The organism is Marinibacterium profundimaris, from assembly GCF_002210095.1.
Classification (GTDB): domain Bacteria; phylum Pseudomonadota; class Alphaproteobacteria; order Rhodobacterales; family Rhodobacteraceae; genus Marinibacterium; species Marinibacterium profundimaris.
Window position 1 is genome coordinate 584,254 of sequence record NZ_AQQR01000003.1, and the last position, 22,906, is coordinate 607,159.

A 22,906-nucleotide genomic window follows, 5' to 3' on the forward strand; every position below is an offset into this window, starting at 1 on the left:
AAGCAGCGCCCGTTCCGGCCTCGCTCAACCGGAAACGGGAAAGGCAGGGCCCGGGCCGAACGTCCGCCCTGCCCTGCCTTTGTCCCGTGGGGTGCCCTGCCCCGAGCCATGCCCGGTGTGCTGCGCGATGGGCTGCCCGGTGTCAGGTCTGCCCGGGCCGATCACGGCGCCACAGAAGCCACGCGCCCGGCCCGGCGCGGGCGGCGCCCCTTGCCAGGCGCCATCATGGGGCCCCGCCCGCTTGCCCGGCCTCGCAGCGGCGCCTAGGCCGCCCGGTTGCCCGACGGCACGGCCTCATCCGAACCCTCTGTCCGGAAACGCCGCATCAGGTTCGACAGCCTGTTGGCCTCTTCGCTCAACTGCACGCTGGCCGCGGTGGTCTCTTCGACGATGGCGGTGTTCTGCTGTGTCACCTGATCGAGATGGCCGATCCCGTTGTTGATCTCTTCCAGCCCCATGGTCTGGTCCGACACGTTCTCGGCGATCTCGGTGACCAGGCCCGAGATTTCGCCGACATGCTCCAGGATCACCTTGAGCGCATCGCCGGCATGGCTGACCAGGCGCGCGCCGTCCGAGACCTGATCCGTGCTGCGCGAGATCAGCCCCTTGATCTCCATCGCCGCGCCCGAGCATCGCTGGGCCAGCGCCCGGACCTCGGAGGCCACGACGGCAAAGCCGCGGCCCGTTTCGCCCGCGCGCGCCGCCTCGACCCCGGCGTTGAGCGCCAGCAGGTTGGTCTGGAAGGCGATATCCTCGATCACGCCCACGATCTGCGAGATCTGGCGCGAGCTCTCCTCGATATCCGACATGGCCTGCACGGCGCGGTTCACCACCTCGGCGCCATCCTCGGTCTTGTCGCGCGCCGATTGCGCGGCGGTCTCCACCTTGCGCGTGCTCTGTGCCGTGTGGCGCGCACTGGTGGTCAGCGTGTCCAGCGCGGCGGCGGCCTGCTCCAGCGTGGCGGCCTGGCTCTCGATCCGTTTCGAAATATCGGCCGCGACCCGCGTGGTGTCCGAGGCGCTGCCGCGGATGGTGAAGACGGAGTCCAGCACCTCGGACATGGTCCCCATGAGCTGCTCAAGCGACTCGTTGAAGTCCACCTTGAGCCGGCCGAACCCCTCGGGCAGCTGCTGGTCGATCCGCGCCGTCAGGTCGCCCTTGGCCAGGGCCGTCAGCCCGACGCCGACGGCGGCCATGGCCGCGGCCTGGTCCGCCTCGCGGGCCGCGCGCTCCTGCTCGGATGCCGCGCGCTCGGCCTCGGCGCGGCGCTCCAGCGCCTCGCGCTCGACGATACCGTCGCGGAAGATGGCCAGAGAGCCCGCCATGCGCCGGATCTCCTCGCTGCTGCGCTCGAAACCGGTGACCGGGGCGAGATCGCCGTTGGCCAGACGCTCGGTGGTTGCGCTGATCGAGCGCAACGGCACCTGGATCATCCGCTTCGACAGGTAGAGCGCGAAGGCCAGCGCCAGCGCAGAGGTCACCGCGAGCCCGATCACCATCGCCTGCGCGCCGGACACCCGGTTCGAGATCTCCCCGGCCATCGCCATGATTCCCGCTTGCGAACGGCTGCCACGCGCTTCGGAACGCTCGACGATCCGCGACGTCTCGGCGATGGTCGTCGCGGCGGCCCCGGCCGCCCTGTCGCGCGCCTCCAGCGCCGCATAGCTGTGTGCAGGCAGGCCCTGCGTGGCATCGGCCAGCACCGACAACGTGGCAAGTTCCGCCGCCAGCGCACCGTCGGACATATCGGCATAGGCCTGCAACGCGTCTGCCGACGTGGACATCGCGCTGCCGGCCAGCCGGGCAACCGGCATGGTTTCGGCCGCGATCATGTCCATGACCGCACCCTGATAGGTGTTATACAACAGAGTGATATCCAAAAGGTCCGACAGGGCCGTGAATTCATGGTCCAGGAGCGACTGAACCGCCTCGCCGTTCGCGGCGCTGACGTCCTCGAGGGCAATGATCGCCTCGAAATCCACATCGTCGACCAGACCGGACAACTGGATGGCAATGTCCTGCCGCGCGCGCAACAGCGCGCGCCGCTCGGCCGGATCGAGCCGATGGCCGCCCCCCAGCGTCTCGACAAACAGCTCGTGCGCGGTCCGCAACGGGGCGGTATCAACCAGGTTGGCGGACTCGGCCTCCAGCGTCGCGGTGATCTCGCCCAGATGGTCGACGGCCGCGATCGCGATATCGCGCATGATCGACCTGAAGCCCGGGTTGCGTTCGGTTCCCATGGCCAGGATCATCCCCGAGAGCATGTTGATCTCGGCTTGCGCCCGCAGGAGCTCCTGCAAGATGTGAAATTCGTTCTCGACCAGCCCGCCGACGGTCTCGTCGATCTGGTTGATCGCCGCCTCCGCGCCGAGGCTGAGATCGAAATAGGCGGTGTCGGCCAGCTCGGTCAGCTTGATCTCCATCTCCTGGGAGACGCCATGAAGCTCCTGCAGGTCGGTGTCGATCGCTGCTTCGTTGGCATCGACCTCGCGCCGCGCGGCGATCAGGGCCCCCAGGGCCGCGCCGATCGTATCCGCCTCGGCCTGGAAGGCCTGGCGGTCCTCCGGGGAAAGGGCCGCGATGGCCTCCTGCAGTCCGCGTATCGCCGCGCCGGCATTGTCCTCTGCCTCTGCCAGCCCGTCTGGTCCGACGCGCAGAACCACGTTGGCGGCCGCCTCGGCCCGGAAGGAGGCCTTGAGCAGGCGGCTGCTGTTCTCCATCTCGGGCAGCCACTCCTCTGAGAGGCTGCGCATTTCCGACGAAACCTGCACGAACACGACCACGGCGAGCACACCGATCACCGCCGATACGCTGCCGATCGCCAGCAGGATCGCCGTGACCTTTGCACTGAGACTGGGAAGGAAACCGCGATGGCCGCGGCCCGATGGCGAAGAGGTCTGTTGCGTCATGATCGGCCCTTGTTGTGCCTGTCCTGTAACGGCAGTCCCGTCTCGGGATCCTGCCACCGTGCGGCTGCCAGGTTGGTCACATCCTTGCAGCCTGGCCGTCCGCGTTGGCCTGACCGCGTCGGCCCGTGCGTGGCGGACCTGTTGCGGCGGCCTTTCTGCAGCGGCCACGTCGGGATCGTCTGGTCGCGCTGGTTCCCCTGACCCGAGGCGTGCCCTGGGTCAGGGAGGTCACGCCAGGGTCAGGAGCCCCCGGAGCCCGCGACGGGCTGGAAATCACCCTCGGCGGTGATGCGCGTCAGGAAGACAGAGTCCATGCCCTGGTTGTCGTCCGGCCCGAAGGTCATGGTCACGCCGCCGAAATCCACCTCGCGCAGCCCGTTCAGCGCCGCGAGAAAGCCCGCGCGGGTCAGCCTGGGGCCCGCGGCCTCAAGCGCCTCGATCACGAGACGGCCGGCGAGATAGCCTTCGAGGCTGACGAAGCCCGGCTCCACCGCCGGGTCCAGCGCCGCAAGCGCCCGGGTGTAATCCGCGACCAGCGGCAGGCTGTCGTCCCACGGGAAGGGCACGACCTGGCTGATGATCACGCCCTCGCCGGCCTCGCCCAGTTCCTGCGCGAGAGCATCGGAGCCCACGAAGGAGATGTTCACGAAGGTCGGATCGAGCTTCAGCTTGCGCGCAAGCTTGATGAACTCGGCCACCGGCTTGTAGGCGCCGACCATTACCACCGCATCCGGCTCGGCCTTGCGGATGTCCAGCAGCGCCTTCTTCACGGCGACGGTGTTGCGCGTGTATGTGCCCGTGGCCGCTAGCGTCATGCCGCGCCGCTCCAGCGCCTCTGTCACGCCGTTCAGGCCGACCCGGCCAAAGCCGTCGTCCTGGTAGAGCAACGCGATCGTATCCATGCCCCGTTCATCGACCAGGTAGCGGATCCAGGCTTCGGTCTCGGCAAAGTAGGAGGCGCGGACATTGAAGATGTTGCCATGGCTTGCGTCGCGCAGGAAGCCCGCGCCGGTGAAGGCGCCGATATAAGGCATCTGCGCCTCTGTTGAGATCGGCTGGGTGGCCGAGGCGGTCGGGGTGCCGACCATGCCGACAAGGCCCAGGTGCCCGTCGCCCGAGATCAGCGCCTTCACCTGGTCGATCGAGCGATCGGGTTCATAGCCGTCATCGAAACTGTCCAGGACGATCTGCCGGCCGTGGATTCCCCCGGCGGCATTGGCCTCGGCAAAGGCGGCGCGCAAACCGGTCTGCATCCCTAGGCCAAGCGCCGCGGCCGGACCTTCCAGCGCGGCCACCTGGGCAAAGGTGACCTGGTCCGCGCTCACGCCCTCGGCGGCTCGAAGCGGTGCGGGCGAGACTGCGATCGCGCCGGTGGCCAGTGCGGCGACAAGTGAGGCGGCTATTCGGTTCATGTGGGCTCTCCTGCGTCATGCGTCGGGCGGAGAGTCCGTCAAAACCCTTAACGAAGCGCTAGCTTGCGACAAAAGAGGCCGGAAAGTGCCGTCAATTCGAGGCGGATTGCTCCCGGCCCCTGCCAAAGTCCCTCGCACGTTGCGACTGGCCGCGCCTGGCGAACCTGGCATGGGCTGCAGCCTCGGGGTCCTAAAGCGATTTGACCACTTCGCGGCTCAGGGTCATGTAGGCCTTCGCCGCATCGTGCGAGGGGGCGAAGCTGCCGACCGGAGCGCGATGCACGCCCATCTTCTCGACATCGGTCGAGGCGGGAATGGTCACGTCGAGGAAGCGCTTGGCATGGTCCTTTCGCATCCGGCGCATGGTCTCGCCATGCAGCTTCTTGGTGCCCTGGGCCATGGAAAAGAACGCCCGGATCTTGCGCTTCTCCAGCCCGTGGTCCTTGAAGAACTCCAGCAGCTGCGCAAAGGTCCGTTCCGACAGCGTCGTCGGGATCACCGGCACCACGATCGCATCGGCGGCGCGGAACACGGCTTCGGACAGGGTCGAGATGTTGGGCGGGCAATCCAGCACGACGCAATCGTATTCTTCCCTGACCCCGCGCAGCGCCTTGCCCAACCGGGACTGGCTGCGTTTCATCCGCGACAGGAAGACATCGAAATCGCGGAAGTTCATGTTGGCCGGCAGGATGTCGAGGTTGTCGAAATCGCTGCCCCGGATCGCATCCGAGATCCGCTCGGCCCGGGTGAAGAACCGCTTTCCCGTCAGCCCCCTGGACGGACGCACCCGGAAATAGAAGCCCGAGGCGCCCTGCGGATCGAGATCGCAGAGCAGGACGCGGTGCCCGGATTGCGCCAGGGAATAGGCCAGGTTGACCGCGCAGGCCGTCTTGCCCACGCCGCCCTTGTTCGAATAGCTCGCGATGATCTTCATGCGCTGGCCTTCCCCGGCTTGAAGAGCGACCGAACCCGGGTGCGGGTCGTGTCGGAATCGAAGGCCGCAAAGCTGCTGACGACACGGGCCCTGTGGTCGAGCTGCCTGCCGTGCAGGAGCGAGATCAGCGCGCCGACGGCGGCGGCGATCTCGACCGCGTCCGGCGTGGTGTTCGGATCAAGCCGGTCCAGCATCTCGTGCAACTCGGCCTGCTGGACCGCGCAATCGTTGAAATCGCCCAGCGTATTCTGAAGCTTCTTCAGGGATTTCAGAACCTTCGCCGTCTCGGCCGGGTCGAAGAGCGGCGCGAAGATCTCGATCAGGTAGCGCAGCTTCTTGCACTGGATCCGCAGCGCGTGGATCTGTTCGTCCTCGGTGTCGTCGTCGATCGTTGCGGCGATCCTGCAGACCTTGCGATACCGTTTCCAGGTCAGCGCCTGGGCGAAATCCAAGGCGTCGCGCCCTGCTGCCGGGCCCCTGTGCAGCTTCTTGCGGGAGGCGACCAGCTTCTCAAGCGACCGGACCTCCTTCGCATAGGCCTCGCTGCGCAGGCGCCGGCCCAGCGTCCTGCGCGCCGTCTCGCGGTCCGTGGCGAGGCTGTCGAAGAGCTTTTCCAGCCCCGGGCGAAACTCTTCCGGCGCCATCGCGGTGTAGCGGCCGCGTTCCAGCATGTAGACGTCAAGGTCCCGCAGCCGGCCGGTAGGCGCCATGAGCGCGTTGAACCGGGACCTGAGCTCTTCGGTCTGCTCGGCCGTGTAGACCCCCTTGAAGAGCGAGACGACCGACCGGATCCGGCGCAAGGCGACGCGGTAGTCGTGCAGGAACTCGGTGTCGAGATCCGCGATCACCCCGTGCTCGTTCCGCCGGGCCGCGGCCAGATTGGCCCTTATGACGGCATTGGCCACGCGAAAGGCGCTGTCGGTCGGCGCCATCTCGACGCGGGGCTTGTTGCTGTATGCCGCCTCGGGCCCGGCGAGGGCGCAAGCGACCTCGCCCGGATTGTCCGGTTCCCGGCCGAGCGCGGTCACCAGCGCGCGCAGCTGCGCCATCTCGGCGTCATAGCCGCGCAGCGGCCGGAACTCGACCAGCGCGGCGCGCCGGCCCGCCTCGGTCGCAAACAGAAGGACGCGGCATCGCGCGACGGTCTTGTCCAGGTCGTCGACCAGCTTCAGGCCCTGGCGCCGCACCTGGCCCTTGGCCAGCGGCAGCAACACCCGAAGCGGATCCACGCAGGCGGCAAGTTCCGCAGTGACCTCTCCGTAGGGCATCGCCTGCACGAAACCGGGATCTGCCGCCGCCTGCCGCAGGGGCGCGGCGCCGGCGCGCAGCAATAGCATGTCGGGCCCGGCCGCGACCAGCATCCGGCCCGATCCCATCAACGATCCGTCGAAGGTATCGAGCAGCGCGAAGTCCTCGGTCGTGTCCTCGTCATCGGCCAGCACACGCGCCGTGCCAAGACTGGCCCCCGCGAGATCGTCCAGCCCCGGATCGGCGAGAAGAACTGTATCCAGGCTGCGAGGCTGCCGTGTCATTATGTCGAAGTCCCTACCCGTTCCGCCGCCGCGCCGCGATGCGCAGGAGCTATCCGGTTGTGTCACGGACGCCGCGCAAGATCCAGCCGAGGCGGGAAATGTTCCCGGGCCAACAGATCGACCGGGGCCACCCGGCCTGCGGCCGCACATCGGGCAGCTCCGGCCCCGCTGCGCGCCATCAGTCGAGCGAGACGAGTACCTCGCTGACCTTCCCGGGATCGTATTTCTCGCCCGAGGCATCGGCGAGCGGGAGCGTGACGCAGGGAATGCCGTGCCGCTCGGTCACCGCCCGGCACTCTGCCGCCTTGCGCGAGCTGTCGCAGAGCACGTGGCTGATCAGCCGGTGCGCGGGCACGTCCTGCCCCGCATCGGCGCGCAGGGGCGCCAGCAAAGCCGCGACCTGATCCGACAGGTCATGCCCCAGTGCCTCGGGATCGTGGCCCAGGCTGGGCAGGTAAAGCTTTGGTACCGGCTGCGCCGCGACGCTGCGCCCGACACCGGCCGGCAGCAGCGTGGCGACCACGCTCGAATACAGGCTGCCGGGCGAGTAACAGATCACGTCGGCCTGCGAGATCATCTTGCGATTCCGCTTGGGCAGGGAAATCGCGTCGGGCGCGATCTCGGCCCGGCCGTCGCTGAGAAAGGCCCGGGTGATGCGCTGTTTCAGCGGCGCGACCTCCTTGCCGGTGATCAGCCTCTGCCCGATCACCGGCGTGCCGTCGTCCAGCTCCACGCCCAGCTGCAGATTGGCATCCACGACCGAACGCACGGTGCCGCGCACGTCGACCATCTTGGACATCAGGAACATCACCGGCTCAAGCGCGCGATCATGGCCCAGGTAGCCGCCAACGATGATCAGGTTGCCGATGCTGGCGTTGCGATAGTCGAAATCGGCCGGCGCCTGTTCGGCGAAATCCTGAAGAAAGGCCTGGATCAGCTTGCGCATCGGTTGCGAGATCGCCTTGACCAGCGGATGCTTGCCCTCGGTCATCGCGCGCACCTCGGCCGCCAGCTCGCGCTGCGGGGCATCGCGCGGCAGGCGATGCGCGAAGAGCTTGTAGATGTCGGGCTGGCCCAGCACGGTTTCATCCGCCAGCGCCATAAGCCGGCTGCGCAGATCGCCGATGGCCGGCATGTCGAAGCTCTGCCGCAGGATCTGGGAACTGCCACCGCTGTCGAACGGCGTGATCAGGTGGGCCGAGTTGAACGTGTAGCGTTTCAGGTTGCGCGAGATGGCGTTCAGCGCGCTGCCCCCCGAAAAGAACAGGATCCGCGGCCCGTGGTGCGGCGCGCTGAGCGCCCGCAGCACCCGCAGGCCGCTGGGCAGATCCATCTCGCGCTCGACCCTTATCCTTGTCATGCTCTTGTATCCGTTCCTTCACGTTGGGCCCCGCCTGCCCCGCCGCCCCGGACCGAGATCCGTCTTGGAATCGTCACCGGGGTCGGGGATAAGGGCCCATGTTTCCCGACCCTTCCATACGCGCCACGGCCCGCGCCGTCATCCGCCGGAATGGCGTCGTCCTGGTGCAGGTGAAGCAGGATGCCGAGGGGCGCCGCTTTTTCACCCTGCCCGGCGGCCGGCAGGAGCCGGGCGAGACGCTGGCGGACTGCGTCCGGCGCGAATGCCTGGAGGAAATCGGCGTGGCGCCCGAGATCAGCGATGTGCTGCACGTGGCCGATGTCCTTCGCATCCGCCCCGACGGCACGCGGCACCTGAGCGAGGTGCTTTTTGCCTGCACCGTGCCCGACAGCTATGCCCCAAGGATGGGGGCGGCCCCCGACAAGCGGCAGATCGCCACGGTCTGGGCCGATCCGGCGGCCGAGGGCACATCGTTCCAGCCGCGCTACGATCTGGCGCTGACCCGGCCGGACGCGCCCGTCTACCTCGGAGCCCTGCGCAATGAACCTGCCTAAGGCAGCAGACGAGAACATGTCCTTCCTGCTGGCCGAGCTGGACGGCCAGTTGCTGCGACTACAGCGCTATTTCGACGCGCCGTCCCCGGAGATCGCGCAGGCGCTGATGCAGCGCGGCGGGTATTCGCAGAACCTGTCGGCGCGGGTGCGCAAGGCCTGCATCTCGGGGCTGCTGCGGGTCAAGGGCAGCCAGGACCGGCAGCTGCACCTGCAGGGCATCGACACGGTCGCGCGCAACCTCGACCTGATCTCGCGCCTGGCGCGCCGCGCGGTACGCCATGCCGAGGACGTGCAGCGCAAGAAGCTGCTGCGCCCCGAGGCGTTCGTCAAACCGGTCAAGGCCGTCCGCAAGCAGGTCGGGCGCGTCCACCAGGCGCTGCAGTCGCGCGACAGCCGCCGCGCCGTGCAGATCGGCCAGACCCGGACCGAGCTTGACCGGTTCTACGACCAGATCTTTCGCACCTATACCCGCGACATGCAGGGGTCGAAGCACACCGAAGACCTGTCCCACGCCCTGCTGACCGCGAACGAGGTCCACCGCATGGGCGAGGCGCTGCAGGGCATCAGCGAGGCGATCCTGTCGATAACCATCGGCCAGACCGTCCAGTTCGAACGCTATTTCACCCTGCGCAGCGTGCTGGCCGGGCTCGGCGGGGACGATGACGACATAACGCTTCAGCCACTGGCCGAGACGCGCTCGGGCAGTGCCGTGTCGAGCGTGTCGATGCGGGACGCGCAGGGCGCACCGATGGACGCGGTGTTCAAGGATGGCGACCGCAAGAAGGTCAAGGAAGAACGCGTCGGCGTGAAAAGCTGGAACTCGGTCTATCCCGGGCTCGCGCCCAAGATCCTCTCATACGAGAAAAGCGGCGACAGCGCCGCGCTGCTGATTGAACATCTCAGCGGCGAGACCTTCGAGGACATCGTTCTGGGCGGCTCCGCCGCGCGGCTGGGCGAGGCGCAGAAGGCGCTTCACAAGACCGTCCGCGACATCTGGCGCCGCACCCGCACCGAGGACCGGGCCGAGATGCGCGCGATGGACCAGTTGGCCGGCCGCATGGCCGATGTCTACCGCATGCACCCCGAATTCCCGCGCCGCGCGCAAAGCATCCAGGGGCTGGATATCCCCAGCCTCGACCAGCTGATCGCAACCGCGGCCGCGCGCGAAAAGAGCCTGTCGGCGCCGTTCTCCGTCTGGATCCACGGGGATTTCAACCTGGACAACGTGATCTACGACCCGCTGGACAAGAAGGTCCGCTTCATCGACCTGCACCGGTCCCGCTACCAGGATTACGTGCAGGACGTGTCGGTCTTCATGGTGTCGAACTACCGGCTGCAGGTGCTGGACGCCGGCACCCGGGCGCGGATCGCCGACGTGGCCTGCGCCATGCACGCCATGGCCGCCAAGTTCGCCGCGCGCGCGGGCGACAGGACCTTCGAATACCGCCTGGCCCTGGGCCTCGCGCGGTCCTTCGCCAGTTCCACCCGCTTCATCGTCGATGCCGGTCAGGCCAGGCGGATGGTGCTGCGGGCCCGCTACATTCTGGAAACCGCGCTCGCCGTGCCCGAGGGCAAGGAGACACGGTTCAAACTGCCTACAAGGATGCTGTTCAGTGACTGAGAAGATCGGTGTCATCGGCACCCCCGGAAAATGGTCGACCGAGGCGCTGGCCGACGCGCTTGAGGTGCGGACGGGCTATCGCCTGGTGATCGACATGGCCCACGTGACGCTGGACCTCGCCACGGGTCGGCTGATGTTCGAAGACATCGACCTCTGCGCGCTCGACGGGCTGGTGATCAAGAAGATCTCCGAAGTCTACAGCCCCCATGCGCTGGACCGGCTGGAAATGCTGCGCGTGGCCGAGGCGCGCGGCGTGAAGATCTTCAGCACGCCGGGCGCGATCCTGCGGCTGATGGACCGGCTGGCCTGCACCGTCACGCTGGCCAATGCCGGCATTCCCATGCCCCCCACCGTAATCACCGAGGACAGGGGTGCGGCGATGGCGGCGCTGACCCGCTTCGGCTCTGCCGTGTTCAAGCCGCTCTTTTCCACCAAGGCGCGCGGCATGGTCCTTCTGGACCGCGACGCCCCGGATGCCGAGGCGCGGATCGCGGCATTCGCGGCCGACAACCCGGTGATGTATATCCAGCAGAAGGCGGATCTGTCGGGCCAGGACCTGGGCATGGTCTTTCTCGGTGGCGACTACATCTGCACCTATTCCCGCGTGGGCCAGTCCGACAGCTGGAACACGACGATCCATTCGGGCGGCAAATACGCCCCGTTCGAGCCGGACCCGGAGCTGATCGAGCTTGGCCGCCGTGCGCAGGCGCCCTTCGGCCTGACCTTCACCACGGTGGACATCGCCCTGACCCCTGACGGGCCGATCGTCTTCGAAGTGTCCGCCTTCGGCGGGTATCGCGGCGCGCTGGACGGCTGCGGCATCGACGCCTCGGCCCTGGTGGCCGAGCATGTCCTGCGCCGGGTGGCGTCATGAGAGCCTCGGACGTGATCGCCACGCTGGACCTGACGCCCGCAACCGGGGCCGAGCCCTTCTACCTCTCGGTAGGCCCCGTCGGCCTGACCGTGCTTTGCCCCGAGCCGCTGCGCGGCATGCTGGTCGCCTATTTCGACGAGGCGCTGAGCGAGACGCCGGGCCCGACCGTCGTCAACCTGCTTCCGGGCCAGGCACTGGACCCCGAACCCGACTGGACCGAGTGGTCGCGCGAGCCGGGCAAGGCCGGCCGCAAGGACGCCATTGTCGATCTGGAAGACGCGCGGCTGGTCCGCAAGCTGCGCAGCGGCGTGACCTTCCTGCAATCGCCCGGCGCGCTGGTGGCGCTTGGCCCGCTGACCGAAAACGTCAGCACGGTGATCAACTTCATCAACACCCAGATCCTGACCCAGTGCCAGCAGGAGGGGTGGCAGCTGTGCCATGCCGCCGCGGTGACCGATGGCACCCGGACGCTGGCGATCTCGGGCCTGTCGGGCGGCGGCAAATCCACCTCGGTCCTGCGGATGATGGATCTGGACGGGATCGCCTTCGTCTCGAACGACCGCCTGCTGGTGCAGGCCGGCCGCCCGGCGCGGGCGCTTGGCATTCCCAAACATCCGCGGATCAACCCCGGCACGATCCTTGGCAACCCGCGCCTGCACGGGATGCTGACCTCCGCCCGCCGCGCCGAGCTGGACGCGATGGAGGCGGAGGTGATCTGGACGCTGGAGGACAAGCACGACCTGATGATCGGCGCGGTCTACGGCCCCGGCCGCGTCCGGTACGAGGCGCCGCTGACCGACTTCTGGGTCCTGAACTGGAGCCGCGCGGCCTCCGATCCGACCCGCGTCGCCGAGGTCGACCTGTCCGCGCGCCCCGACCTGCTGGGCGCGATCATGAAATCCCCCGGCCCCTTCTACCAGCACCCCGACGGCACCTTCGAACCCGACGGCGCCAGACCCGACCCGGCCCCCTATCTGGCGGCGCTGCAGGGCATCCGGGTCAGCGAGGTGTCGGGCCGCATAGATTTCGACGCGCTGGCCGAGGCCGGCCGCGGGCTCTTCGATGGCTGACCGGCCCGCCTTTGCGGCGCTGATCCGGCATGGCGATTACCACCAGCGCCCCGGCGCGCCTTCGGCCCGCCAGCCCTATCCGCTGACCGCGACCGGTCTGGCCCAGGCCCGCGCCTGCGGGGACCGGCTGGCCGCGCTTCTGGCGGACCATGACCTGACGCTCGACCCGGTGATCCGCTGCTCAAGGCAGCTGCGCGCCTGGCAGACCGCCGATGCCATTGCCGGACAGCTGCGCGCGCAGGGGCTGAGCGTGACCGGCCTGCACGAAACTTCGGCCCTGGCGGAAAGGGGCCTGGGCAGCGCCGCCAACCTCACGGTGGCCGAGATCGAGGCGGTCCTGGCCGCCGATCCCCGCCACGCGCCCCCGCCGCCGGGCTGGAAATCCGACAGCAGCTACCGCCTCCCGCTGGACGGGGCCGAGAGCCTGTCGGAGGCCGGTGCCCGCGTCGCCGGCTATCTCAGGGCCGAGATCGAAGCCGCTCCCTGCCCCGCTCAGCTGACCCTGTTCGTCGGTCACGGCGCCTCCTTCCGGCACGCGGCCTGCCACCTGGGTCTGCTGGAGGCCGACGACATCCCGCGGCTGTCGATGTTTCACGCCGATCCGTTACTGATCTGTTACAATGGCCGTGGTAGCTGGCGCCACGTCTCCGGCGCCTGGAAGGTCAGGGCTCGAAAAGAGGACCCGGCGGACTAGGCTCTGACAGAGCCCCGAAAGGTCCACCCATGGTTCATGCCGCCCCACCCGCCCGTTTCGCCGCCGCCGGATCCCGGCTTTTGCCGCCGGTCTACGACCTGGCGCAAGAGGTGGCGGACCTGCCGCGCGACCTGGAACCCTGGCCCTGTGCCGCCGATCCGGCGCGCAGCCCGCGCATCGCCGCCTGCCTGGAAAGGGCCCGCGCCCACGGCGGATGGCGATGGCCCGAGCGGCCGCTGGTCTTCGTGTCGGACACCCATGCCGATGCCGACGGGTTCCTGCGCTCGCTGGTCGGCGCCGGGGTCATCCGGCGCCGGGGCGACACCGGGCTGACGCTGACCCCGTTCGGGCAGACCGCCAGGATCATCATCGGCGGCGACTGCCTGGACAAGGGGCCCAGCAACCTGGCCATGCTGGATGCGCTGGACGCGCTGCGCCGCTCGGGCGCCGACCTGCGCATCCTGGCCGGCAACCACGACCTGCGCCTGCGCATCGCGGTCGAGGCGCTGTGCGGCCCGCGCTCGGCGCTGACCGACCATCTCTTTCTGCGCATGGGCCGCAAGATCCTGCCGGCCCTGCGCGAGATCTTTGAGCGCTATGTCACACCGGCCGACCTGGACGCCCTGCCGGACGACGCCGCCTGCCTGGCCCGGCTGCTGCCGCCCGCCGACTGGCCCGCGCAATTCGCGACAGCCGCGCGCGGCCAGCTGAAGCCCGAGGCCATCACCCGCGAGATCGCCAAGCTGGACGCCAAGCGCGACCAGTTCGACCGCGAGGTCGCGCACACCGGACTGTCGCCGCGCGAATTGCTGGCCGCCGGGCGCAAGTGCCGGGACGTCTTCTTCCGCCCCGGCGGCCCCTATGCCTGGTTCTACGACAACATGGACGTGGTCGCGCAAAGCGGCTCGCTGCTTTTCGTGCATGCGGGGATCTGCGACACGATGTGCGACCTTCTGGACCGGGGCGGCACGGCGGCGGTCAACGCCCGCTACCGGGCCGGGGCGCGCCGCGCCACGCTGGCCTTCTACTTCGGGCCGGTCGCCAATCTGGTGCGCACGAAATACCGCGCCTCGGATTTCGACCTGACCGACCGCGGCGTGGATCTTCTGCACCGCAACGGCGTGCACATGGTCGTGCAGGGCCATGTGAACAGCCACACCGGCCAGCGCCTTCTGGCCAAGCGCGGCCTGCTGCACCTTGAGGCGGACGTGACGCTCGACCGGGCCTCGCGCAGCCGCGAAGGGCTGGACGGGATCGGCGCCGGCGCAACCTTGATCCTGCCGTCGGGAGATGTCATCGGTCTGAGCCGCGATTACCCTCGCGCCAAGCATTTCGCGCCCGACCGCATTGCTTGTCCTCCGGAATGACCGAAAGGTGACGTCCCATGAGCAATGACACCTCCCGCTTCATCCATGACTCGCTTCAGGATGCCAAGACCATCAAGTCGCTGCTGACCGCGTTGTCTAAGGGCCTGTCGAAGGGAGAAATGACCCTGAGCGACGGGGACAAGGAACTGGTTCTGCAGACGGCCAAGCTGATCTCGGTCCGGATCAAGGCCGAACGCGAGAATGGCCAGTGCGAAGTGAGCCTGAACCTGTCGTGGGCGGATCCGAAGGATCATGCACCACGGAGCAACACGCCGACGATCACGTCCTGACAGGGATCGATGGCGGGCACGGACGGGGAGCCATGGCCCGCACGGGTGGCCGTCCGCTCCGGCCCATCGGGCCCGGATCGCTCGCTCATGTCGGGGCGCTTTCCGGGATGGCGTCGGGCTGGGCTTCGGGGCGCGCGGTCGCGAAGGCCTCAAGCGCCAGGCAGCGGGTTTCGATCCCGGTCAGCCGCCCGAACGGGGCCAGATCGCAGCCCCATCGGTGCGCGTTGTAAAGCTGCGGGATCAGGCAGAGGTCGGCCAGCCCCGGCCTGTCACCGAAACAAAAGGGCGTGTCGGGCCGGATCAGCTGTGAGAAGGCCGTGAACCCGCGCGTCATCCAGTCGTTCATCCAGGCGACAGCCTCGCCCTGGCCATGCCCCATGGACCTCAGGCGCCCGACCACCCTCAGGTTGTTGACGGGGTGCACATCCGTGGCGATGCCAAGTGCCGCCGCCCGCACCCGGGCCCGGTCCAGCGGATCGGAAGGCAGCAGCGGCGGGCTGGGATATGTCTCGTCCAGCCATTCCAGGATCGCCATCGACTGGGTCAGCACCTGCCCGTCGTCCAGCACAAGGGCCGGCACGCCCGCCGCCGGATTGAGCCGCGCGTAGCCCTCCGCCACCTGCTCTCCGGTGACAAGGTTCACGGAGAGCTGCTTGCAGGCGATCCCCTTGAGCGCGAGGGCGATCCGCACACGGTAAGAGGTGGTGGAGCGCCAGTAGCCGTAAAGCGTCATGTCCGCACCGGGGGCATGGCGCTGGGTGTTCCGGGTCCTGTCCCGGCCGTCGATGCCCTCACGCCGCAGAAAGGCTTGCTTGCAGCTAAAATCATGAACCGCGTCGACGGGGCCGCGCATGTGGCCGATCTGCTCTGCCATGAGGACGGGTCCCGATTGCCACTCCGGACCTGGGTCGACCCCTGCGGCAGCTCATACCGGGTCATGTCGCTGATTCCTCCGCTCGTGGCGTCCGCGCGGGACACCACCATGAAGCGGTTGCTTTTGCAACCATTGCGGAGCCTGCTTCGCCTGACCTGTCCCTGACGCCGCAGCGCCAACAGGTCCGGCCCCGAGAAGGCGCCTCCCCCGCCCGTCAACGACCGGGGGGCGACGCTTCGGTCAGGAGGCCTTGGCCTTGGCCATCGCGGTATAGCGGTTCTCGGGCACCGGGATGCCGAGGCTGTCGCGCAGGGTCGTGCCTTCGTATTCGGTGCGGAAGATCCCCCGGCGCTGCAGCTCGGGCACCAGGTGGTCGACGATGCGCTCCAGCGGCACGGGGTAGAAGGGCGACATCAGCATGAACCCGTCGCAGGCCCCGGCCTCCAGCCAGGCCTGCATCAGGTCGGCCACGTCCGACGCGCTGCCGACGACCGTATGGTGGCCCTGGGCGACGGCCACGTATTGCGCGGTCTGGCGGATCGTCAGGTTCTCGGCCCTGGCCTTGGCGACGATCAGGTCCTGACGCGCCTTGGCGGTGTTGGCCGGCGGCAGATCGGGCAGCGGGATGTCGGGGTCCAGCTGGGTCAGGTCGAGGCCCCCCGAATAATGGTTCAGCGACCGGATCGACACCTCGTCCAGGGTCATCGAGACCAGCTTGTCATAGGTCTCCTGCGCCTCTTCGCGGGTGGCACCGAGGATCGGCATCAGGCCCGGCATGATCTTGACGTGATCGGGGTTGCGCCCGAATGACGCCACCTGCTCCTTGACCTTCTTGTAGAAGGCCTGCCCTTCGGGGATCGTGCTTTGCGCGGTAAAGATCATGTCGGCGCAGCGGGCGGCGAACCTGATCCCCACCTCGGAAGAGCCCGCCTGCGCGATCACCGGCCGCCCCTGCGGCGTGCGCGGCAGGTTCAGCGGGCCCTTGACCTTGAAATACTTGCCCTCGTGGTTCAGCTCATGCGCCAGCGAGGGGTCGTAGAAGATGCCGGTCTCCTTGTTGCGAAGAAAGGCACCGTCTTCGAAGCTGTCCCAGAGGCCGAAGCAGATATCGACGAATTCCTCGGCCTTCTCGTAGCGGGCGCCGTGTTCCATGTGGCTGTCCTGGCCGAAGTTCATCGCCTCCAGCTCCACCTGCGAGGTCACCACGTTCCAGCCCGCGCGCCCGTTCGAGATGCAATCGACCGAACCGAAGCGGCGGGCGATGGTGTAGGGTTCGGAATAGGTGGTCGTCGCGGTGGAGACGAGGCCGATGTTCTTGGTCACCGCCGCCAGCGCCGCGATCAGCGTCGCCGGTTCGGGCCAGACGATGCGGCACTTGGTCGGCGTCGCGTTTTCCTTGACCCCGCCGACCACGCCGACCGTGTCCTGGAAGAAGATGCAGTCCAGCTTGCCGCGTTCGGCGGTCTGGGCCATGTGCATGTAGTTCGGGAAGGACATGTCGGTTTCGGGGAAGGCCTCGGGCAGGCGCCAACCGGCGGGATGGCCGGAGGAGAAGAAGGCGCCGAGTTTGAGTTGCTTCTGGGTCATGTATCGAGCCTTTCGGTCAGGATGGATCAGGCGCCCTGCGCCGCGGCCGCAACGGCGGCGCGGCGGGCGGCCAGCTGGTTGTCCGGGCGGGTCAGCCCGAGGGTGTCGCGGAGGGTCGGCTTGCTCATCGCTCTCAATCCACGAAGTGACAGGCGACCTTGTGCGCCGCGCGCACCTCGCGCAGCACGGGCCGTTCGCTGGCGCAGCGCGCCTCGGCCAGGGGGCAACGGTCGCGGAAGCGGCAGCCCGAGGGGGGATTGCGCGCATCCGGGATGCCGCCCTTGATCGGCAGCGGATCATGCGACTGGTCGACATTGGGCACCGGCACGGCGGCCACCAGCGCGCGGGTATAGGGGTGCAGCGGGTTGGCGATCACGTCCGAGGTCGGGCCGTCCTCGACCACCGTGCCCAGGTACATGGTGATGGTGCGTTCGCAGACATAGCGCACCAGCGCGAGGTCATGGCTGATGAAAACCGCCGCCAGCCCCATGTCGCGCTGGATCTGGCGGAAGACGTTCAGGATCCCGGCGCGCACCGACACGTCCAGCATCGAGACCGGCTCGTCCGCGACGATGAATTCCGGCCGCAGCACCAGCGCCCGGGCCAGCACGATGCGCTGCAGCTGGCCGCCCGAAAGCTGGTGCGGATAGCTGTCCAGGATATGCTCGGCGGTGGGCAGGTGGACCATGCGGATCGCCTCGGCCACGCGCTCTTCGTGTTCCTCGACCGGGATCTTCGCGTTGTGCAGCGGCTCGTAGAGGCTGCGGCGGATGGTGAAATGCGCATTCAGCGCGTCGAACGGGTTCTGGAACACCAGCTGCGCGCGGCGGCGGAAGGCCAGCTCGCGCTTGCGGTCCATGCCGGCAATCGGCTCGCCGTCAAAGACCACGTGCCCGCCCGAGGGCGGGATCAGCTTGACCAGGATCCGGCCGAGGGTGGACTTCCCGCAGCCGCTCTCGCCCACGATGCCCACCGCCTCGCCACGGCGCAGGGACAGGCTGACGTCGGACACCGCATCCACGGTGGGATAGCGGCCCTTCAGGATGTCGCCCATCGAGCGGTTCAGATCGAAGCGGCGCGACACGCCCTGCACATCGATCAGCGGCGCATCGGGTGTGTTGGTGTCGAGAGCACTCATTGCGCGGCCACTCCGGTCCAGGTTTCGGTATGGCGGGCCTTTTCGCGCAGGGCCTCCGCCTCGGGCGCGCGGTGGCAGAGCGCGCGGTGGTTGTCGCCCACCTCAAGGACCGGCTGGACGGTCTCGCAGCCCGCGATCGCAAAGGGGCAGCGGGCGCGAAACCGGCACCCCTCGGGCGGGTTCAGCAGATCGGGGGGCGAGCCCTCGATCGGCGAGAGGTCATGCGCGTCGCCCGACAGCTCCGGGAAGGCGTTGTAGAGGCCGATGGTGTAGGGATGGCTGGGGCGGTTCAGCACCTCCTGCACCGGCCCCTGCTCGACGATCTGGCCGGCGTACATGACGACGACGTAATCGCAGACATAGGCCACGACCGAGATGTCGTGGGTCACCAGCAGGACCGACAGCTGCAGCTCTTCCTGCAGGCGGTTCAGCGTGTCCAGAACCTGCCGCTGGATCACCACGTCCAGCGCGGTCACCGGCTCGTCGGCGAGCACCAGGTCGGGATCCAGCGCCAGCGCCAGCGCAATCGACGCCCGCTGGCGCATGCCGCCCGAGAACTGGTGCGGATAATCCTTGAGCCGCTTGGATTCGAGCCCGACCATGTCGAAAAGCTCGGCCGCGCGCCTGCGCGCATCGCGCCACGTGTAGCCGCCGCGCTTGACCAGCACCTCCTCGATCTGCTTGCCGACCTTCCAAACCGGGTCCAGCGCGTTCATTGCCGATTGCGGCACATAGGAGATCTGGCGCCACTGCACCTCGCGCAGGCGTCGTTTCGACAGGTTGCTGATGTCCTCGCCCTTGAAGCGGATGGCGCCCCCGCCGAAGCGCGCGACCGAGGGCATGACCCCGGTGATCGCGCGCACGGCGGTGGTCTTGCCGCAGCCGGATTCGCCCACCACGCCGATCACCTTGCCCCGGGGCACCTTGAAGCTGATCCCGTCCACCGCCCGCACCACGCCGCGCGGCGTGACGTATTCGATCGACAGGTCTTCGATGGAAAGCAGGGTCATGGATCAGGCCTTGAGCTTCGGGAAGAGGATTTCCTCGTAGCCACGGCTGATGAAGAAGCCGGCGACGACGATGGCGATGATGCAAAGGCCCGGCGGCACGAACCAGTAATACTGCCCCCGCCCCAGCGCCTGGCTGGCATAGGCATCCTGCAGCATGTAGCCCCAGGACACGGTGTCGGACGGGCCGAAGCCGAGGAAGCTGATCGAGGCCTCGGTCAGGATCGCCCAGCCCACCGCGACGGAGGCATAGAGAAACGACAGCGCCAGCACGTTGGGCGCCACGTGGATGAACAGGATCCGCCACGGCCCGGCGCCGGTGACGCGCGCGGCCTCGACGAAGGCGCGTTCGCGCAGGCTCATGACCTGGGCGCGGATGACCCGGGCCGAATTAGGCCAGAGCAGAAGTGCGATACCGATGACCACGTTCCATTGGCTGGGCTGCAGAAAGGCCGCCAGCACGATGACGAAGGGCAGGAACGGCACGCCCAGCGCGATGTCGGCGATCCGCATCAGAAGCGTGTCGACCCAGCCGCGGAAATAGCCCGAGATCAGCCCGATCACGGTGCCGATGGCCACCACGCAAAGCGCGGCGGTCAGCCCCACGATCAGGGCGGACCGGGTGCCCATGATCAGCTGGGAATAGATGTCGCGCCCCGAGTAGGTGGTGCCCAGCCAGAAGTCCTGGCTGGGCGGCAGGTTGCGCGCCAGGTCGTAATCCGGCGTGAACAGGATCTCGAGCGGGTCGTTGTGGATCAGCTGGTCCGCGAAGATCGCGATCAGCGCGAAGCCTGCGTAGATGACAAGCCCGACGGCGGCGTAAGGGTCGCGCCGGGCCACCGAGAACACGGCACCGAGGCTGCGCGAGACGCTCTTGAAGACGTTCGTGCGCGGACGGCCGATGGCGAGGGCGGTATCAGGAGCTTGCGGCAAAACGGACCCTCGGATCGAGCAGGTGATAGGTGATGTCGGCGATGAAGTTCATGATGATGAGAACGAAAGTGATGATCAGGAACGCGCCCTGCGCCAGCGGGTAGTCGCTGGCCGACACGGCGTTCACAAGCAGCCGGCCGATGCCGGGCCATGAGAAGACGGTCTCGACCACCACGTTGCCGCCCACCGCGCTGCCGATGCCCAGGGCAAAGGCGGTGGCCACGGGCAGCAGCGCATTGCGCGCGGCGTGGTTGAGCAGGATGGTGGAGTTCGACAGGCCCTTCATGCGGCCCATCGTGATGAATTCCTCCTGCAGCACCTCGAGCATGTTGGACCGCATCAGCAGCAGCGGCAGGCCCTGGAGATAGACCGCCAGCGTAATCGCCGGCAAAGCCAGGTGACGCAGGTAGTCGAGCGAGAAGATCCGCGCCCATTCGCTGTCGAAATTCGCGCCCGAGGTGTTCGCGCCCCCCGCCGGGAACCATCCGAGGCCGAAGGCGAAGACGGCCAGCATGACCATGCCCAGCCAGAACTCCGGCGCCGCGCGCGTGGTCAGCGCCAGCGGGATGCCGATGCCTTCGATCCAGCGCCCGCGATGCCAGGCCAGGTAGGCGCCGGCCAGCGTGCCGAAGACATAGGCCACGACCAGCGACACCATGGTCAGGATGATCGTGTTGGGCAGCACCTCCATGACCACGTCGGTGACGGGGCGCTTGAAGAAGAAGGACTGGCCCAAATCGCCCTGCAGCGCATTGGTGATGAACAGCCAGTATTGTTCGCCCAGCGATTTATCGAGGCCGAACTGGCGGATCAGCGCCTGCTGCTGTTCGGCGGTGGTGGTGTTGTCGATGAAGGCCGCAAGCGGCGTGCCCGGCATCAGCCTGAACATGAAGAACAGGATGGTTCCCACGGCCCACAGCACGATGAGCATGTGCGCGAGGCGGGTGAGGATGTATTTCATGCCGGGCACTCCAGTCTTTTGGTCGTCAGATCAGGTCAGGGATCAGTCCGCGTACTGATCGGTGACCCCGTCCGGGTAGTGCAGCTTGCCGTCGACGATGGTGTAGCCGGCGTCGCTCAGCATCTGCTTGGCCAGGTCCATGCCGGTTTCCATGTCGTCGGTGCTGGTCGCGTGCCAGTAGGACAGCGCCGGCGAGACATGGCTGTTGGCGGTCTGGGCAAAGCCGTTCCACGCCGCCTTGCGGATCAGTTCCCGGTTGATCGCGGTCGACAGCGCCTTGCGGAAGGCCGGGTCGTCGAACGGCGCGCGCCGCGCGTTGAAGGCCACGTACTGGAAGCCGATGTCGACCGATTCCACCACGGCCAGGTCGCCGTCGGCATCGGCGGCCTCGATCAGCAGCTGCGGATCGCCGGTGTAGTCGGACATGAAGTTCATCTCGCCCGAGCGCAGCATGCCCAGCGCGGCCTCGACATTGAGCACGACGCGCAGGATCAGGCGGTCGATCTTGGGCGCCGCCCAGTGATCGGGGTTGGCATCCAGCACGACTTCCTGCTGCGTGGCCCAGCGGTCGAACTTGAACGGGCCCGATCCGATGCGGGTTTCCTCAAGCACCGATTCCGCGCTTTCGCCCTCGGCCAGACCGTCGATGATCGGCCCCCAGACATGTTTCGGCACCAGGTTCAGCTTCGACAGGGTCGAGGTTTCGAAGGCCGCGTTGGGCTTGTCCAGCGTCATGACAACGGTCTTGTCATCCGGCGTCTCGATGCTGGTGATGCCCGACACGAAGGGCTGGTACATCGGCGCGACCATGTCCTGCTGCGGCGCGGTGAACGAGAACACCACATCCTCGACCGTCACCGGTTCGCCGTCATGCCATGTCATGCCGTCGCGCAGGGTCATGGTGAGAACGGTGCCGTCGTCGTTCCATTCCACCGTTTCGGCGGCCCAGGGCTTGGGCAGGCCATCGGATCCGATGCGCATCATCCGGTCCCAGATCAGTTCTGTCATCCAACTGTCGGAGGCGCCCGAGATGTAGAACGGGTTCAGCGCGTTCAGCTCGTTCGAGCTGTTCATGATCAGGTCGGTCTGCTCGCCCAGCGGCGTGATGTCGGTGAAGGTGTGGAAATTCTTGATGCCCAGGCCCGGCTGCTCGGTCACGGTGGTTTCATCGAACACCGTCTTGTCGAAGGCGAAGACCTTGGTCGGGTAGACCAGGAAGGCATAGGGCTGGTTCTCGTTCACCAGCTCCTGCGCCTTGGTGATCAGCTCAAGCCGCTTGTCGGGGTCGATGACCAGGCGCTGCTCTTCGGCGATCTTGTCATATTCGTCGTTGGTCCAGCCGACGAAGTTGTAGCCGGTGGGCGCGGTCGAGGAATGGAACAGGTTGTAGACGAACTCATCCGGGTCGGACCGTTCGGGCCGTCCGACCATCTGCCACATGGTCACGTCCCAGGTATCGCGGTTGTACCAGACCACATCCGACAGCTGGGTGTTCGGCAGCGCGTTGACGCTGACATCAAGGCCGAGGTCGCCCCAGATCTGGGCGATCAGTTCGGCGGCCTGGTATTGCTGCGGGTTGGCGGCCTGGGTGCGGCTGTGAAGCTCGATCGCGCGGACGGGATCGCCCTCGGCCTGCGCCGTGGCCGCCACGCCGCCCAGCCCGAGGGCCAGGCCGATCGCGGCCGTGCAGCGCAGGACACCGCGCCTTTTGAGTGAATTCCTCATGTCGCTCTCCTTGCTGGTTTCGGGCCGGAGTGAGGGAGGGCCCGACGGTTCACTTTTTCATTGA

19 protein-coding genes are annotated in these 22,906 nt (G+C 67.6%); 7 read left to right on the forward strand and 12 right to left on the reverse strand.

The genetic code is table 11. The features are described from left to right. Positions 1-263: 263 nt before the first annotated feature. The 5 genes from ATO3_RS10715 to ATO3_RS10735 all read right to left on the reverse strand — a co-directional run bounded on the left by ATO3_RS10715 (position 264) and on the right by ATO3_RS10735 (position 8,147). Positions 264-2,909: a methyl-accepting chemotaxis protein gene (locus tag ATO3_RS10715; protein ID WP_088649828.1), complete on the reverse strand. Its 2,646-nt coding sequence runs from the start codon at positions 2,907-2,909 to the stop codon at positions 264-266. 239 nt (positions 2,910-3,148) lie between these two features. Then, complete coding sequence (locus tag ATO3_RS10720; RefSeq protein WP_088649829.1) at positions 3,149-4,321, reverse strand: ABC transporter substrate-binding protein; 1,173 nt, start codon at positions 4,319-4,321, stop codon at positions 3,149-3,151. Positions 4,322-4,511: 190 nt separating this feature from the next. Beyond that, a complete protein-coding gene (locus ATO3_RS10725; RefSeq protein WP_088649830.1) occupies positions 4,512-5,255 on the reverse strand; it encodes a ParA family protein in 744 nt (247 codons plus the stop codon). Beyond that, positions 5,252-6,787 carry a CHAD domain-containing protein gene (locus tag ATO3_RS10730; protein WP_158217944.1) on the reverse strand — a complete coding sequence of 512 codons (1,536 nt, stop codon included), beginning with the start codon at positions 6,785-6,787 and terminating at the stop codon, positions 5,252-5,254. Before ATO3_RS10730 ends, ATO3_RS10725 begins: the two co-directional genes overlap by 4 nt. Positions 6,788-6,965: 178 nt before the next feature. After that, a complete protein-coding gene (locus ATO3_RS10735) occupies positions 6,966-8,147 on the reverse strand; it encodes a GAK system CofD-like protein (protein WP_088649832.1) in 1,182 nt (393 codons plus the stop codon). Between the two features lie 98 nt (positions 8,148-8,245). Here ATO3_RS10735 and ATO3_RS10740 point away from each other — a divergent pair, with 98 nt between their 5' ends. Genes ATO3_RS10740 through ATO3_RS10770 form a run of 7 tightly spaced genes read left to right on the forward strand, consistent with a single transcriptional unit; the run spans position 8,246 to position 14,617 of the window. Further along, complete coding sequence (locus ATO3_RS10740) at positions 8,246-8,701, forward strand: NUDIX domain-containing protein (protein WP_088649833.1); 456 nt, start codon at positions 8,246-8,248, stop codon at positions 8,699-8,701. Beyond that, positions 8,688-10,322 (forward strand): phosphotransferase, encoded by a 1,635-nt coding sequence (locus ATO3_RS10745; protein ID WP_088649834.1) that lies wholly within the window; start codon positions 8,688-8,690, stop codon positions 10,320-10,322. The genes ATO3_RS10740 and ATO3_RS10745 overlap by 14 nt, the downstream gene beginning before the upstream one ends. After that, positions 10,315-11,196, forward strand: a complete 882-nt coding sequence (locus ATO3_RS10750) for a GAK system ATP-grasp enzyme (RefSeq protein WP_088649835.1) — start codon at positions 10,315-10,317, stop codon at positions 11,194-11,196. The genes ATO3_RS10745 and ATO3_RS10750 overlap by 8 nt, the downstream gene beginning before the upstream one ends. Further along, positions 11,193-12,266 carry an HprK-related kinase B gene (locus ATO3_RS10755; protein WP_088649836.1) on the forward strand — a complete coding sequence of 358 codons (1,074 nt, stop codon included), beginning with the start codon at positions 11,193-11,195 and terminating at the stop codon, positions 12,264-12,266. The genes ATO3_RS10750 and ATO3_RS10755 overlap by 4 nt, the downstream gene beginning before the upstream one ends. Then, the gene (locus tag ATO3_RS10760; RefSeq protein WP_088649837.1) at positions 12,259-12,960 is read left to right on the forward strand and encodes a histidine phosphatase family protein; all 702 of its coding nucleotides are present in this window, start codon (positions 12,259-12,261) and stop codon (positions 12,958-12,960) included. Before ATO3_RS10755 ends, ATO3_RS10760 begins: the two co-directional genes overlap by 8 nt. Positions 12,961-12,989: 29 nt before the next feature. Beyond that, complete coding sequence (locus tag ATO3_RS10765; RefSeq protein WP_088649838.1) at positions 12,990-14,327, forward strand: metallophosphoesterase family protein; 1,338 nt, start codon at positions 12,990-12,992, stop codon at positions 14,325-14,327. 17 nt (positions 14,328-14,344) lie between these two features. Beyond that, the gene (locus tag ATO3_RS10770) at positions 14,345-14,617 is read left to right on the forward strand and encodes an amphi-Trp domain-containing protein (protein WP_088649839.1); all 273 of its coding nucleotides are present in this window, start codon (positions 14,345-14,347) and stop codon (positions 14,615-14,617) included. An 85-nt stretch (positions 14,618-14,702) separates the two neighbouring features. On the opposite strand, the gene maiA is transcribed toward ATO3_RS10770, so the two are convergent. From maiA to ATO3_RS10805, 7 genes are all read right to left on the reverse strand, one after another. Beyond that, positions 14,703-15,491, reverse strand: a complete 789-nt coding sequence (maiA, locus tag ATO3_RS10775) for a maleylacetoacetate isomerase (RefSeq protein WP_332888692.1) — start codon at positions 15,489-15,491, stop codon at positions 14,703-14,705. A 240-nt stretch (positions 15,492-15,731) separates the two neighbouring features. Then, the gene (locus tag ATO3_RS10780) at positions 15,732-17,078 is read right to left on the reverse strand and encodes an LLM class flavin-dependent oxidoreductase (protein ID WP_088649840.1); all 1,347 of its coding nucleotides are present in this window, start codon (positions 17,076-17,078) and stop codon (positions 15,732-15,734) included. Positions 17,079-17,211: 133 nt separating this feature from the next. Beyond that, complete coding sequence (locus ATO3_RS10785; protein WP_233152099.1) at positions 17,212-18,216, reverse strand: ABC transporter ATP-binding protein; 1,005 nt, start codon at positions 18,214-18,216, stop codon at positions 17,212-17,214. Continuing rightward, positions 18,213-19,226 (reverse strand): ABC transporter ATP-binding protein, encoded by a 1,014-nt coding sequence (locus ATO3_RS10790; RefSeq protein WP_088649841.1) that lies wholly within the window; start codon positions 19,224-19,226, stop codon positions 18,213-18,215. The genes ATO3_RS10785 and ATO3_RS10790 overlap by 4 nt, the downstream gene beginning before the upstream one ends. Before the next feature lie 3 nt (positions 19,227-19,229). Next, the gene (locus tag ATO3_RS10795) at positions 19,230-20,156 is read right to left on the reverse strand and encodes an ABC transporter permease (protein ID WP_233152100.1); all 927 of its coding nucleotides are present in this window, start codon (positions 20,154-20,156) and stop codon (positions 19,230-19,232) included. Next, the gene (locus ATO3_RS10800) at positions 20,140-21,117 is read right to left on the reverse strand and encodes an ABC transporter permease (protein WP_088649843.1); all 978 of its coding nucleotides are present in this window, start codon (positions 21,115-21,117) and stop codon (positions 20,140-20,142) included. The genes ATO3_RS10795 and ATO3_RS10800 overlap by 17 nt, the downstream gene beginning before the upstream one ends. 42 nt (positions 21,118-21,159) lie before the next feature. Beyond that, positions 21,160-22,842 (reverse strand): ABC transporter substrate-binding protein, encoded by a 1,683-nt coding sequence (locus tag ATO3_RS10805; RefSeq protein WP_088649844.1) that lies wholly within the window; start codon positions 22,840-22,842, stop codon positions 21,160-21,162. Positions 22,843-22,906: the final 64 nt, after the last annotated feature.